Annotated in this window: 11 protein-coding genes; 6 read left to right on the forward strand and 5 right to left on the reverse strand. The window is 41.2% G+C overall.

The window, feature by feature from the left end:
- Positions 1 to 53 precede the first annotated feature (53 nt).
- Genes L4C54_RS20205 through L4C54_RS20215 form a run of 3 tightly spaced genes read right to left on the reverse strand, consistent with a single transcriptional unit; the run spans position 54 to position 2,571 of the window.
- Positions 54 to 1,463, reverse strand: a complete 1,410-nt coding sequence (locus tag L4C54_RS20205; RefSeq protein WP_428809572.1) for a cation:dicarboxylate symporter family transporter — start codon at positions 1,461 to 1,463, stop codon at positions 54 to 56.
- A gap of 24 nt (positions 1,464 to 1,487) precedes the next feature.
- Positions 1,488 to 1,871, reverse strand: coding sequence for a RidA family protein (locus L4C54_RS20210; protein WP_248010210.1), 384 nt, complete (start codon positions 1,869 to 1,871; stop codon positions 1,488 to 1,490).
- 25 nt (positions 1,872 to 1,896) lie between these two features.
- A complete protein-coding gene (locus L4C54_RS20215; protein WP_428809606.1) occupies positions 1,897 to 2,571 on the reverse strand; it encodes a helix-turn-helix transcriptional regulator in 675 nt (224 codons plus the stop codon).
- A 366-nt stretch (positions 2,572 to 2,937) separates the two neighbouring features.
- Here L4C54_RS20215 and L4C54_RS20220 point away from each other — a divergent pair, with 366 nt between their 5' ends.
- From L4C54_RS20220 to L4C54_RS20230, 3 genes are all read left to right on the forward strand, one after another.
- Positions 2,938 to 3,768, forward strand: a complete 831-nt coding sequence (locus tag L4C54_RS20220; protein ID WP_428809573.1) for a substrate-binding periplasmic protein — start codon at positions 2,938 to 2,940, stop codon at positions 3,766 to 3,768.
- Between the two features lie 233 nt (positions 3,769 to 4,001).
- Positions 4,002 to 5,618, forward strand: coding sequence for an MFS transporter (locus L4C54_RS20225; protein WP_428809574.1), 1,617 nt, complete (start codon positions 4,002 to 4,004; stop codon positions 5,616 to 5,618).
- Between the two features lie 704 nt (positions 5,619 to 6,322).
- Positions 6,323 to 7,912, forward strand: a complete 1,590-nt coding sequence (locus L4C54_RS20230; protein ID WP_428809575.1) for an amidohydrolase — start codon at positions 6,323 to 6,325, stop codon at positions 7,910 to 7,912.
- A 339-nt stretch (positions 7,913 to 8,251) separates the two neighbouring features.
- Here the strand turns inward: L4C54_RS20230 and L4C54_RS20235 are convergent, their stop codons facing one another.
- Together L4C54_RS20235 and L4C54_RS20240 are read right to left on the reverse strand one after the other, a co-directional pair.
- The gene (locus L4C54_RS20235) at positions 8,252 to 8,746 is read right to left on the reverse strand and encodes a hypothetical protein (RefSeq protein ID WP_428803366.1); all 495 of its coding nucleotides are present in this window, start codon (positions 8,744 to 8,746) and stop codon (positions 8,252 to 8,254) included.
- Entirely contained in the window at positions 8,740 to 9,495 is a 756-nt protein-coding gene (locus tag L4C54_RS20240; protein ID WP_428809576.1) for a winged helix-turn-helix domain-containing protein, read from the reverse strand. The genes L4C54_RS20235 and L4C54_RS20240 overlap by 7 nt, the downstream gene beginning before the upstream one ends.
- A gap of 346 nt (positions 9,496 to 9,841) precedes the next feature.
- On the opposite strand from L4C54_RS20240, the gene L4C54_RS20245 reads away from it, so the two are divergent.
- The 3 genes from L4C54_RS20245 (at position 9,842) to L4C54_RS20255 (ending at position 14,715) form a co-directional block, all read left to right on the forward strand.
- Positions 9,842 to 11,512, forward strand: coding sequence for a zinc-binding metallopeptidase family protein (locus L4C54_RS20245; protein ID WP_428809577.1), 1,671 nt, complete (start codon positions 9,842 to 9,844; stop codon positions 11,510 to 11,512).
- A 650-nt stretch (positions 11,513 to 12,162) separates the two neighbouring features.
- Complete coding sequence (locus tag L4C54_RS20250) at positions 12,163 to 12,963, forward strand: hypothetical protein (RefSeq protein ID WP_428809578.1); 801 nt, start codon at positions 12,163 to 12,165, stop codon at positions 12,961 to 12,963.
- A 129-nt stretch (positions 12,964 to 13,092) separates the two neighbouring features.
- Positions 13,093 to 14,715, forward strand: coding sequence for an MFS transporter (locus tag L4C54_RS20255; protein WP_428809579.1), 1,623 nt, complete (start codon positions 13,093 to 13,095; stop codon positions 14,713 to 14,715).
- The last annotated feature ends 23 nt before the right edge of the window (positions 14,716 to 14,738 follow it).

Here is a 14,738-nt window from a genome sequence, read left to right on the forward strand (position 1 = left end):
AAATAGTAAACAAAAATAGCTCCCGAAGGAGCTAGATTAAATAGTGCGAATGATTAAGCCACGACTTCGCTGTCTGAAGATGGGTTTGCATGTTCAGCATTGTATGCTTCTTCATCCATAGTGCCATTCTTCTTAGCCGTTAGAACACCCGACAGCATAGAGCCTGAGATGTTAAGCGCTGTACGAGCCATGTCAATCAGTGCTTCAATCGATACTAGGATTGCAACAACCGTGATGTCTAGACCCATGATAGTCAGTACAGCAACAGCTGCGAATGTAGCACCGCCACCAACACCTGCGATACCGAAAGACGCGATAGCGATTACAGCAACCAGTTGAGCGATGAATGCGAAGTCTACAGGAATACCCATAACTTGAGCAGACATGATAGCTAGCATTGCTGGGTAGATACCTGCACAACCGTTTTGGCCAATACTTGTACCGAACGTTGCTGACATGTTCGCAGTTTCTTCATCGATACCCATGCGTTGAGTTTGAGTTTCAACGTTTAGCGGGATAGCTGCCATGCTTGAGCGAGAACCGAAACCGAACACAAGTACAGGCCAAGTCTTCTTAACAAACTGCATTGGAGACAAACCAGTGAATGCAACCATACCGATGTGGATAGCGTACATTACAAAGATTGCAGCGTAGCTTGCTACAAGGAAGCGACCCATTTCAGCAAGAGCAAACAGATCGTTTGTCATCATGAACGTTGTCATCAGAGCGAATACACCATATGGAGTAAGCTTCAAGATTTCACGTACCATAGACAGTACAACTTCTTTGGCAGCATTGATGAAATCAACAAAGCTTTGTACTTTTTCAGGACGACGAGTTCTTACTTGCAGGATACAGTAACCAAGGAACATACCGAACAGAACAGTTGAAAGCGTAGATGTTCTTTCAGAGCCCGTTAGCATGTCGAAGATGTTCGCTGGGATAATAGATAGAGCAAGACTTGCTAAACCATTGTTCGCCATTGATTCTTGTGTAGAAGCAAGGTTTGCACCACGAGCGTCCATTGCAGCGCTTGAACCTACAGTGCTAACAAGTGCGTTTGCATCAATACCGAAGATGTAAATTGCAGCAACACCAATTAATGCAGAAAGACCACACGTTACAATAAGAACGCCGATCACTTTAGGCGCGATACGCGACAGTGCACCACCACCTTCTACGTTCATGATTGAAGATATCATCGCTACGAATACAAGCGGGATAACAATCATTTGTAGAAGTTTGATGTAGCCTTTACCAAATACTGAGATTAACTCAGCGAAACCGTTTACTGCTTCATTACCAAAGCCTAACGTCAGTTGAATAGCGCCACCAAACAGCAGACCACCAACTAGTGCAGATAGAACTCGGAAGTTGAACGTTTTTTTCTGTTTCTTAAATTTAGAAAGTATGACGTAAAAGGCAAAGAACAGAACACTAAGTGCGATAAATGTAAAACTCATAAGATACTCCAACCAACCCTGTGATTACTTACGATAAGCAATGGCTTCAACTTCAACCAATGCGTCTTTTGGTAAACGAGCAGCTTCAACACAAGAGCGAGCTGGTGCGTTTTCCGTTCCAAATACATCTGAATACACTGCGTTAAATGCAGCGAAGTTTTCCATGTCTGATAAGAAGCAAGTAGTCTTGATGACAGTATCAATGCCAGCACCACCCTCTTCTAATACCGCTTTTAAGTTTTCTAATGACTGACGAGATTGCTCAGTGATTCCACCTTCAACAAACTCCATCGTTTCAGGAACTAAAGGAAGTTGACCTGAACTAAATACCAAGTCAGCAAATGTCGCACCTTGTGAATACGGCCCGATAGCTGCTGGCGCTTCGTTGGTATTAATGATTTTCTTCATTATTGATACACCTATATTTTGATTATTAATTGATTAAAATTTCTGATTTGAATTCGCGTAGATATTTGTAAATCGCTTGGCGCGTAATGCCCAAACGTTCTGAAACTTGTGTGGTTGTTTCCTTTAACTCGAAAACACCGTTATCAAAAAGACGTTTTGCTATTGCTTTATTGCGCCCTTTAACAGAGACAGATGAATCATTATCAATCTCTTCAATAACACTGCTTAACGCTTGCTCGATAACATCAGTAGCGTTAGTACTAAAATTTTCATTGACCATAGAGGTGGTCACCGAGACATCGGGCATTAATGTTTTAATGATTTCTGGAAACGGGAACGAAAGATTCATATTGATACAAAGCATGCCAATCGCTTTATTGTCGTAACCCGCCAATATGCAAGTCGTTGACTTTAAAAGTGAGCCATCGCAGCTATTAGTGAAGTAACTCTTTGGTGATACGACGCCTGAATTTTCATAATCACGCCACATTTTTAAACCTAGATCGGTAATTGGAGCGCCAATTGCACGGCCAGTATGATGGCCATTAACGATCTTAACGACAGACTCTTCGAAGCTTTCAAACGAATGAATAACAACTTCACAGTGAGGGCCGATCAGATCAGCTATGGTATCTGCCAAGCGAAAGTAGTTAGTCAAAGACTCTCGATCTTGTTGAGAAAACATCACTTGCTCTAGCATTTTACTCATCCGTTTACATTAATTTACTCTATGAGGGGTAGACTACCCAATTAGTAGTAATTCAGCAAATTTCAGTAAACTATTTTCAACTAATAAAAAGTCTAAAATTGAGCTAAATCAAGGTATTTAGTGCTGATTTTAATCAATTAATTGATAAAGATCTCACTAATAGTGTGGATATAGTAAAGAATTGTTACCTTTACCAAAGTTTACAATATTAAACTATCAAGGATAAAAGTGACGCAAAATGCGCCCTAAAATGGCCTTAATACCACCAATAATTACTTTGGGTCGCTTGCCTATTGAGAAAATGAGCAACTAAAGTTAACAATATTAAACAGACTCCCTCATAGGTTGAAATAAAGAATGACTTTAAAAAAGTACCGTTATTACAGCGCTTCTTTATTCTCGACTTGTATATTGGCGATGCCTCTTCTTTGCTATGGCTCTAGCCTAACCTCATCAAACACTCATTCGATTAATCGCGAAGGTGCGATTAACATAAACGCTATCGATTGGTGCCCTCAGCTATGCGATCATCAAGATCAACAAGGCTATGTCATGGATACTGTCAATGCAGTTTTCATTGATAGCCCTTATTACATAGTTTCTACCACTTATCCGTGGAGTCGAGCTATTCAAGGCGTCTTCGAGGGAAAATCGCTTGCACTTCTCTCTCCAGCTAAAAGTGAAGCACCTGGTCTTCGCTTTCCTAATAATCCAATTGGTGTACAGAGGATGTGCTTTTTCGCCAATCGTTCATCGTCTTGGCAGTATGATGGATTAGAGTCGCTTGAAGGGTTGCGTATTGGTATCGCTTACGATACCTCAATCGCCGAATTGAATGATTACGTCACTCACAATAAAGGTCAGTTTAGCTTCTTTCCTTATGATGATGATTTTATTACACGTAATTTAAATATGGTAAAACAAGAGAGACTCGACACCTTCCTCTTTACTTATAACTCAACCATGTACACGATTGCACAATTAGGTATGGGTGAAGAGATAAAATCAGCAGGCTGTGTCTCAGCAGAAGCTATTTATATGGCTTTCAGTCCCGATCCGGAACAAGCAGAAAAGGTAGATAAGTTAATAGAGTATTTTGATACAAAGATGGGAGAATTACGAAAAACAGATGCAATAGATACGATTATGAAAAAGTATGGGTTGGTAGATTGGCAGCCCTATCTATAACAATAGAATGCCTAAAAAACCCAGCCAGAAACCAAGTATTTACCTTCTACAAACAAGCAACATATTCCAACACAAAAAGTGACACAAAAAATATAAAACCAGTTTACTCAAAGACTTAGCAAGCCCATTTAAGTTCATTTTTTGTCGTTAGCCTCAGCGGTAATTCAACTGAATAATACCCACGAAAAAATCAATAACGACACCAATTAATTTGAACCTCTGAGGTACACCCAATGAGCACGACTCTCGAATCCAACAATCAAGAAATCACCGGCAAAGCAAAATGGCTGAGCTTAGGTATTCTTATTCTAGCTCAACTAGGAACGATGCTAGATAACAGCGGTTTCGCTGTTGCTACGGAAGCACTAATCTCACAACTTGGCGCTACCATGCCAGAAATCCAATTTGCTAACGCTATGTACCCGCTGATTGCTGGTGCGGGTATGGTTGTTGGTGGCCTTACAGGTCTATTCATAGGCTGGGGCCGTCAACTTCGATTAGGTGCACTTCTACTTGCTGCTTCTGCTTTGATTGCAGCATTTGCTCCTAATATGGACGTGCTAATTTTTGGTGGTCGTGTAGCAGCTGGTCTTGGTGCGGTATTCTTAGTACCTTCAATCCTTGCGCACGTTGCAGGCCTATACCAAGGTAAAGACCAAGCAATCGCGTTTGCTGGTATCGCTGGTGCCGTAGGTCTTGCAACAGCTGTTGTTCCTCTAGCAATGGGGGCGGCACTTGACGCATTTGGTTTTACTCCTTCATTTATGGGTGTTACCGCTTACTTCATCATTGTGTTCCTAGCGACATTCAAGCTAGATGCAATGCCTAAAACGAAGTTCGAAGGTAAATTCGACCTAGTCGGCGTAATCCTTTCTTCTACTGGTCTACTAGCAACAATCGTTGGTCTACTTAAGATTTCTGAGTGGGGCCTAATTGCACCAATTTCAGACACTAGCATCATGGGTATTTCACCTGCACTTCCGCTAGTTGCATTCGGCGCAATCACACTGTTCATTCTAATGAAGTGGGAAAAGAGCTTCGAAGCGAAACACGGTACAGCACTTATTCCATCGACGTTTGTTAAGAACAAGCAAGTACTTATCGGTCTTTACCTGTGTGCTATCGTATTCCTAATGTTCGGTTCTCTGTTCATTAACATCGCTTATGTTCAAGTTGTTGGTGGTGCTTCTGCAATGGCCGCAGGTCTTCTTATGACTATGTTCGCTGTTGGTATGATTATTGGTACCGTTGTTGCTCCGGCTAAAATGGCTAACATGACTGTTCGTTCAGTTTGTCTACTAGGCTTCGCTATCTCATTCGTTGGTCTGGTTATCGCTACATTTGGCTTTACTGAATCAGGTGTTAACCCGCTACAACATGCTGGCCTAGCTATCTTTGGTTTTGGTGTTGGTCTTCTTATGACTCAAGCGTCTATCACAGTAACAAGCGCTCTAGAGCAGCGTGATGCTGAGCAATCTGGTGGTATCCAAGCAACTTCGCGTAACGTAGGTCAAGCATTTGGTGTAGCAGTATTAGGTTCGGTTCTTATGTTCTCACTTACAGGTGAAATCAAAGACAACGTAACAAACCACGCTGCGCTATCGGCTGAAACAAAAGAAGCAGTACTTGCTATCCCTGCTCTACCGTTTACAAGCACGACTGATTTTGAACTTTTACTTGCTGAAGTAACTGAAAGCAAAGAAGAAGCAAATATCATCCTTGCCATTAACTCAGAAGCTCGTCATAGCTCAGCAATCAAAACAATGTTTGCTCTTATGCTTATCGTAGCGTCTGGCCTAGTGATTTGTCGTGGTCTTCCGCGTAAATCTCTGATGCAGAACAAAGCGTAGTGATGCGGTAACCACAGCCCAAAGCTTTAAAGGCTATGCAGTTCAAGTTAATCCCTATCACAATGTGGTAGGGATTTTTTCTATCAAACGATTCTCCTAGCCTTTGATTGCATCATCGAACAACGCATCAATCTAAAGTGCACCACATCCACTTAAACATCATTGATGTCTGTTAATTCACTAGGTTGAGTGAGATCCATCAGCAATCGAAAGCACGCCTCCACTGCGTGACTCCCTATCAAAAATGCCTAACCGTTAGCCTCAGTATAAAGGCTTAACACTCATCAGAAGCCTTCGATTTATGTTGGTACAGAGCCATAAAAATTCATCAATAGGCTTCTTTTACGCGTAAATACGATTAAAAACATTCAATAAACAACGAAAGACAACCATAAGTACCCTCACAAGAAAATACGCTAAGTCATTGTAATTACGAAAGTTAATAATGATAAAATATGACTTAGATTTTGTCTCATTAGTTTGGTTTCCCAACTCATTTCATATCGTTAGTATCCAATCGTACTTTGAAATCCAATACACAGACGGCTGAAGAACTATAGATTCTCAACGGATCAGTTCACAACCAATAAATTTAGTGACCAGCATAAGCGATATCGACAATGCCTATTAAATTTTTCAAGAAACTATTCGCATCAAATAATGAGCAAAGCTCATCACCTATTCATCAAGTGGAGACTTCTACAATGGCTAATCAATCCCTATTTTTTGGCGGCTCAATCATTACAATGAACGACGATCAACCAACGGTTGAAGCACTATTAGTTGAAAATGGTAAAATCACCGAAACAGGCAATAAAGACGCACTAGTCGCACAGTATCCAAATGCCACAATGGTTGACCTAGAAGGTCAAACTTTGATGCCGAGTTTCATTGAGAATCACTCTCACATTCTACTTTGTGCAAACATGGAACAAATGACCGACCTAAGCTTCTTCAAGTATCAGGTTCAAGAAGAGATGATGGCTGCTTTCCATGCTATGACACCAAACAAAGACGGCTGGTTGATGGGTATCGGTTGGGATGTGAAAAAACAGGCTATCCCTACACTTGCTGAAATCGATGCAGCACACCCTGACCTACCAATGTTTATCACAATGCAAGGTCACGGCGGCTGGTTAAACAGTAAAGCATTTGAAGAGCTAGGCATTACTAAAGAGAGCGAAGCTCCACAAAACTCTCAATATGTAAAAGACGCTGACGGCGAGTTTACAGGTATGATTTTAGGTCAAGCCGCTGTTATGCAAGCTTACAAAGGAACATTCCCTGCCCCGTTAGCTGAAGACGTTGTAGCTGTATCTGCGAAGTACGCAGAAGAAGGTATCACAACAGCTTCTGATCTTATGATCATGGCACCAAAGAACTTAGCGACGATGGTTGAAGCGTCAAAAGACGAGCAGTTTAAAGTTCGTATCGTTGGCGGTATTGTTAACAACTTCCCTGAATTCCCTCAAGTCATCAGCCAAAAAGATGAATACAAAACGGACAAGTTCCGCATTGGCTTCCTAAAAGCATTTACTGACGGTTCAGTTCAGGGCGGCAATGCATCAACGGCAATTGAATACCAAAACGAAGAATTCAAGAACATGCCTCGTCCTCTTTGGGGAACACAAGATATGTTCAACCAAACAGCTCAAGCGGCTACCCAACTAGGCGTAGACTTCATATTCCACGCAAATGGTGAATTAGCACTTGAAGCAGCACTTGATGCAGTAGAACACGCACGTAACTCTGCAAAAGAAAATGGTATTGATGTTTCAAACTTCATCTCATGCGCGCACCACCTGTCGCTAACAACTCCTAGCCAATTCGAACGTATGGTTGAGCTAAATACCCGCCCAAGCTTCATCATGGGACACCTATACTGGACTGGCGGTCAAATCATTCACGATTATTTCAAAGCAGATGATCTTCACCACACATTTAAAGTAAAAACAGCTATCGAGAAAGGTCTGCGCCCGACTCTACACAACGATGCGCCTGTTACTCCAACCAAACCTTGGCAGTCAATTAAAGCAGCCGTCACTCGTGAAACATACTCTGGTGACGTTCTAAACGCTGAAGAAGCTATTTCAGTAGAGCAAGCTCTAAAAGGCTACACAATTTGGGCTGCTGAGCAGTTTAAAATGGAAGCTGATCACGGCTCTCTAGAAGTTGGTAAAGTTGCTGACATGATTATTGTTGATAAGAACCCGCTAAGCATTGAAGCTAACGACCTTGATACTGTTAAAGTTCAGGCGACTTACATGCAAGGTGAAGTTACTTACAAAGCGTAATAGACCGCTTAGACAGCATGTAAAAGTCACATGCAAGTAAGATAATTAAAATCCCAGCCTCATTACGGTTGGGATTTTTTTGGGTTTTATTCACATGTAACGACTACAGGGTGATTAATTATACGAGTACTTTCTATCTTCTATCTTCTATCTTCTATCTTCTCGTTTTGCTTATCGTACATCACACAAGACTAGTCACTTTATTTCTCATGCATAGCTTATTTTTATATTAGTCGATTACAAGCCGTAGATATAAAAAAGCACCGCATCAAACGACTGCAGTGCTTTCCTATCACTTCAATTTATGGCGACATTACGACGCCTTTAATCGCTGGCTTTTTACCGTTCACGTTTAAGTACAACTCGAAGCTTCTCTCCAAAACCCAACTTCAAGTACAAAAACATTTCATCATTGCTAATCGACCAAGCCGTTCCACTAATTAATGTCCCCTGTGCTGGTAGATCTCGCCCAATATAATCTTCTAATTGCGCTTTATCGGAATAACTAGGATTTAACAGTGAAAATATCAGCTCTTCGTCATTTCTCTCAATAATCATAACGTCGACAGTAATGTTACCCTTTAACACGTCACTACCGTCGTCAATTGAACTTAGACTAGAAATGAGTCTCGCACTCTCGTTACTCGCGTTATCAACGATGAGTTGCATGTCAATTTCGATTTCGCGCTCTGGATATTGCACAACGGTGCTACCAGTCCAAATACCCAAATGAGGCTTTGTTGGCGTATACGTTATTTTTTGTACAAACATACCCATAGCAGCGAAAATCAGCCAAAGAGCAACAACAATAATATACTTAAACTTCATTAGCATTTTGTTGCCCCATCTTGGCTTTCACAGAGAACAATTTCATTATTGTCTTCAATATATATGGTCATGTTATTTGTACCCGCATCTCGAGAAAACACAGGTGACTGTAATTCACTTGCTGTCATCTGCTCCGCTTCGTAGGTTGTCACCTCTTTTAATTGATAGCCTTCATGGCCAATTAACATCGATATGCCATAACCAACGATAAAGGCAATAACACAACCGCTAGTGACCGCCGCTCCCCAAAATCGCTGCTTAGTTTTTGTCGTTTCTAACAGTTGTTTTACCGCGGCTGGATTTTCAAAACGCTTAAGCTGGATTTCATCACTTTTAGAAAGGCCTTCAAAATTGTGCTCACCACTATAATGTTGTGCCATAAGGTGAGGGTTGGCATTTGAATTCACATCAGTTTTCTTTTCAATCTCTACCTGATCGGGTGGCGATGATAGTAAGTACCCTTGTTTAGAAATAGTACGAATAAGAGAGCGATTATTATCTTCCAGTGATTTTCTTAATCGTTTGACGAGCTGATTGATTGTCGCATCCGTTGCGTAGGTATTTTGATACAGCTTCTCAACGATTTTTTCTCTTGACGTTACTTCAGGAAAGGTCTCAATTAAAACATTAAGTAAAGCTGACTCTTTAGAGCGCAGCTGGCATATAGAGTCATTTTTTGAAATAACGCCAGAAGTCATTGAGTATAGATAATCACCGACTTGATATACGGGAGCTTCGAGTTTTAGTTTGGTCATATAATAATTCTATCGAATGCGATATCACATATTATTCCATTTATTTTTATTTTATTCATAAGTAATCATTGCTCCTTTGATATTCATCACGACTATAAAGGTGATTTTTTATCAAAGCAAAATAGTATTTTTTATTTATACTTCAAATGACTCTCTGACGCCTAACATGCAGCACGAGCACCCTCAAAGCACCATATCACAAACCACGTAAGTTATTGATTAAACAGAATTAAAAAATGACACAATGTGACTTACATTATGTCCGATTAGTTTCCTTTAATGAATTCACACGCAGGAATAATATGAGTGTGTGATTCATATAACAGTCAAAAAATAAGGGTAACCTATGACCGACTCTACAAAGAAAGAAGCAAAGCAAAACATGGCGAGCACGCCAGAAGAAATGGTAAAAATTCTTGCTAACGTATCATTTTTGAAACCAGAAGAATTGTCACAACGTGTTCAAGCGCTTCATGAAGGCCACTTTCCGACTCTTTCTATGGATGAAAGCCCTAGACCATACCTTGATGCAAGTGAAGACCCTCGTGGTGATATCAACGCTGATGACATTGAAGCATTCGCTATGAAGCTTGTTGATATCTCAAAGAAATCTCGTGAAGATGGCAACATTCTTTGGGGCCGTATTCAAGGTACAAAATACGAAGCAGAAGCACAGACTCTTGTTGCTGATACTCTACGCTCATACGGCGTTGAAGATGTGCGTGAAGACTTTTTCCCTATCCGTAATGCACAATGGGAACCTACTAAGAACGAACTAACGGTTATTGCTTCTAACTCTTTAGAAGAAGGCGAAACCGAACACAACTTCGAATACGCAGTTACTCCTTTCCCTTCTGGTTTAACGCCTGAAGCTGGTATTGAAGCTGAAGTTGTTTACGTTGGTCAAGGCACTGCTGCTGAGCTAAACGGTCGCAACCTTGATGGTAAAATAGTTTTACTACAATGCGATTTCTCAGCTGGCGGCCCAATGTACTCAACGGGTCGTACTGCATACTCTCGCATTGCGGCTGGTACGTACGGTGCTCCTGCAGGTATCGTTGCATGGTGGACCCTACCTGGTTCTAAGCAAACAGCAACACGTATTGGCGCTATGGGCGGCGGTGACAGTGTTGGTGAAGCTCTACCGTGGATCTCTATTGGTTACGACGATGGTTTATACCTTCGTAAACTAATCGATCGCCAAACAGCAGAAGAGCCAGTTAAGCTACGTATGTGTGTTCAAGGTAAGATGGAAGATGGCCGTCACCGTAATTCATCAAACGTTTATGGCTTTATTCCTGGTACAACAGGTAAGTCAGTTGTGATGACATTCCACACGGATTCATACTTCTACGGTTTGCACGACAATGCTGGTACCGCTGCAATGGTAATGGCAGCTGCTAAGCACTATGCGAAGCGTCCTCTTGAGCAACGTGGCCACGGCTTAGTTGTCCTTTCAGTTGGCGATCACGAACACCCAGGTGTTGGTGCTACCGATAAGTTCATTGAGCAAAACCATGAATTCGTCCGTGATGAGATGCTAATGGTACTTCGCCCTGAAAAGTTAGGTCTTATCGCACTAACTAAAGAAGGTCCAATCCAGAGTAAGAGTAACCAAGCAATCCCTGCAATGCAGATGATTACTAACAAAGCTCCAATACTTCTTAATGTATTCGAGCAAGCAGTAAACACCTACGCTCTTCCAACAGCAGATTTTTACTATCAAGATCCTGCTGCAGATGAGACTCACTTCCACCCACCGTTTACTAAGTTTAATGACTTAGATGCAATTTCGACGGGTTGGGCGATTTCGAGCTACTCTTACCACTCAACGATTGATTACGATATGGGCCTAATTAGCTTTAAGCTTTTAGAGAAGTACGCTCGTGCACATATCTTCATCATTGATGCATTAGCGGATGCAACTAAAGAAGACATTAAGAAAGATGGCCATGAACTGCCTACTAAATCGATCTACTCTTCTGACCTATTCAAGTACTTCTACGGTAACTTCTAAACCTGTCGTCTGAATAGCGTTTAAATAATATAAGGCTGCCACTTTTGGTGGCCTTTCTCGTTTTAATAACACTAAGAGATGATGGAGATGTGTAGCCAGCCAACAATAGTAAACGCTAATGTATTAGTGGCAATGGGCTGTAAATCGTCCAAATGCCCTTTTATATGTGAGTCATTGATACAAGTGAATCAACACTAGCAAAGCTTATCCACATTAATATTCCTTTTCATAAATTCAATCACACCGTTTAATCACTTCAATCATTGATGGTACGAAACGAAAACCCATAATAAGCAGTGGTATCTGATCAAGTATTTTAAAATTCGCAGTACTCCCCTCAAGAATTAGAGTATGCAACCAGAATCACTTCATTACAGTTATTTTAACAATCATACAATTAGTTACGATTAACTCCTTCAACCTCTGAATTATCATCTCCCTTCCCTTCATGTCATAACAACCCTAATCCCTTGATTTACATTGATATAAAAGCAACAAAAAGTGACTTATCTTTTGTTGCTTTAGGTTTGTTTCGTACGTATTACAGCAGCGGTAATATCGCCTTGTTTTCAATCTGCATCTGACTATTTGATCACATCTGTTTGTCTTCTCTTGTCAGGTAAGTATAAAAAATCCAAGGTGAATTAAAAATGAAAAAGATATATCTAGCAGCCCTACCTCTTACTCTATGTATGAACCAAGCAGTGGCTACAGAAGGCGAAGAGGTTCAAGATATGTCAAACCCTCTAGCTGTATACACGCAAGGCGGCATCGGTTTTAGCAATAAAGGCGTTAACCTAAAAGTTGGTGCAACTTACACAACTGGTGTAGACACTGAGATGGGCATGAACATCTTAGAAATAAAAGGATTTGCTGGTGATATTTTGGGCTGGGATGGCTCTAGCAAGCGTAATGACACAGTAGACTCTATTCGCTACCGTGATTTCGTGGTTGACCTAACGAACGGTCGTGGCACACAACTAGACATCGCTTACTCAACGTCTTCTGACGCAAATGGCGGCGCAGCCGAAACAGGTACGGCTTCTTACTCAATGATTCAAGCGCTTCCTGCTCTTGGCCCTGTAAGCTTCTTCCCACTTGCTGGTGCTGGCGTTATGTTTGCTAATAACACTCCTTTAACTGGTAGTGACGGTTACAGCATTCCTGGTACATTCGGTGTTGTTGGTATGTACACGAAAATCACAGTAACGGATAAAATCTGGCTGAACTTTAACCCAATGTACATGCAAACCTTGTCTGGTTCAGAGACCTTTAAAGACTATGCATTCATACAGGAAGGTCAGACGAGCGGTGATAGCATTCTAGTTCACGAATTCACAGCGTCGTACCAAATTCAACCTCGCTTTAACATTCGTTACTTTGCGAACTGGAATGAGCACACTGATTTTGCAGACGGCGATCACCGCGTAGAGTTTAACTACCAATTCTAATCTACCTAAAGAGCTGGCCCATGTGGCCAGCTTTTTTCAATTTTGGCTTTAATAAAAATGCATAAATACATTGTACGTGACAAAAATCGATTTCTTGTTCAGTTTTAAAACTGAGGTGGATTATTACCTATGACTGATATTATTTATAAAAATAAAACTCTACTACTCTTCTCTCTTTGCTTGGCGCAATTTAGTTTAGCGTCTGACATAGCAACCTTCTCGATTGCCACTAGCGCTCTCATGTCTCACTTCAACGCCAATGGTAACGACCTAAAAACTGCCGGTGCGGTATACCCGCTCATAGGCGCATCATTCATGCTCATTTGTAGCATGATAGGGTTATTCATTGGCTGGCGACGCCTACTCATTTTCGGTTTCTTTATTGGGTGTATATCTACTGCTTGCCTTTTATTAGCCCCATCTGTTGAATTCTTAATCTACGTTGCTCGCCCCTTATCTGGGCTGGCAGGCGCATCTATTCTCCCAGCGGCTCTTGCACTGGTTATCGGGCACTACTCCCCCAAAGAACGCGCTGTAATATTCGGCTCAATGGCCGCTGCTACGGGTGTTGCCGCTGCATTAATTCCTTTAGCTTCGGGCTGGCTATTTGATACATTCAGTTGGAGAAGCGGTTTTTATCTTCAAATGGCGGTATATCTTGTTGGCTTACTTTGCTCGACCTTTTGGATCCCACCGCTATTTAACGCGAAACCAAAAAGATTCGATTACTTTGGAGCCCTGTTATGCTCGAGTAGTTTAATCTTGATTGTGTGTGCATTGTTGGCGATACCAAACTGGGGACTGATTACCAATTCATCTAGTTATAATTTGCCTCAAGTTTTTGGTTCCATTAGCCCTGCTCTTTTAATGTTAATCGTTGGTTTGGTCGTGTTTTCACTCTTCTTACTTCACGAGCTTAGATTTGAACAACGATATGGCACCGCTTTATTACCTATCTCTTGGTTAAAAGAGAAAGAGTTATTGAAGGGATTAAGCCTATTACTGATTATGTACTCTATTTTCGGTGGGTTTAACTTCTCTGTTGTTGCTTACCTGCAAATAGCCGCTAATTTGTCCGCCATTAAGACTGGTTCAATCATTTTAGTTTTCGCTGTTGCGATGATAATGTCCTCAGTCGTCGCTCCTATTGCTTTCAAAAATCAACTGCCAAAATTTTTATGCGCTATTGGCTTTGGTCTATTTTTTGTTGGTAGTTATTTGTTGAAAATTTCAACTAGCGAAGGTGACATATCTTCAGTGATCTACCTAGCGATGAGCATTTGTGGAATGGGCATTGGTATTCTTTCTTCTCAAACTCCAATTGTTATTACTCAAGCTATTGGAGAGAAAGGTGCCGCACAATCAGGAGGAATACAGGCTACAACGCGCAATATAGGGCTTGCCTTAGGTATTGCTGTGGTGGCTGGCTCTGGGCAAGCAATGCTTGAGAATCACGTTAGAGAACAAATCAGCGATAATCAGCACGTATCGGAGTCCGTTCAACACTTAGTGCTTGAAGCCAAATCAATTCCCTACGCTAATGACCTAATGGTGATCGAGTATTTTCAAAAATTGGGGACTGAAAATGACGAGATTAATACGATAGTTGCAATTAATAATGATTCAAGAAACCTCAACTTCACCACCTCAAATAGAGCTATGTTGATACTCGCTATTCTCGGAGTATTGATTTCACTAAGGTTGTCTCAAAGTGCTTCAAAAGAGATAGACCTCATTAAAACGACAAGTTAAGCCCTATTAATAAAATCGACAGA

The organism is Vibrio lamellibrachiae (genome assembly GCF_050337265.1).
Taxonomy (GTDB): domain Bacteria; phylum Pseudomonadota; class Gammaproteobacteria; order Enterobacterales; family Vibrionaceae; genus Vibrio; species Vibrio kyushuensis.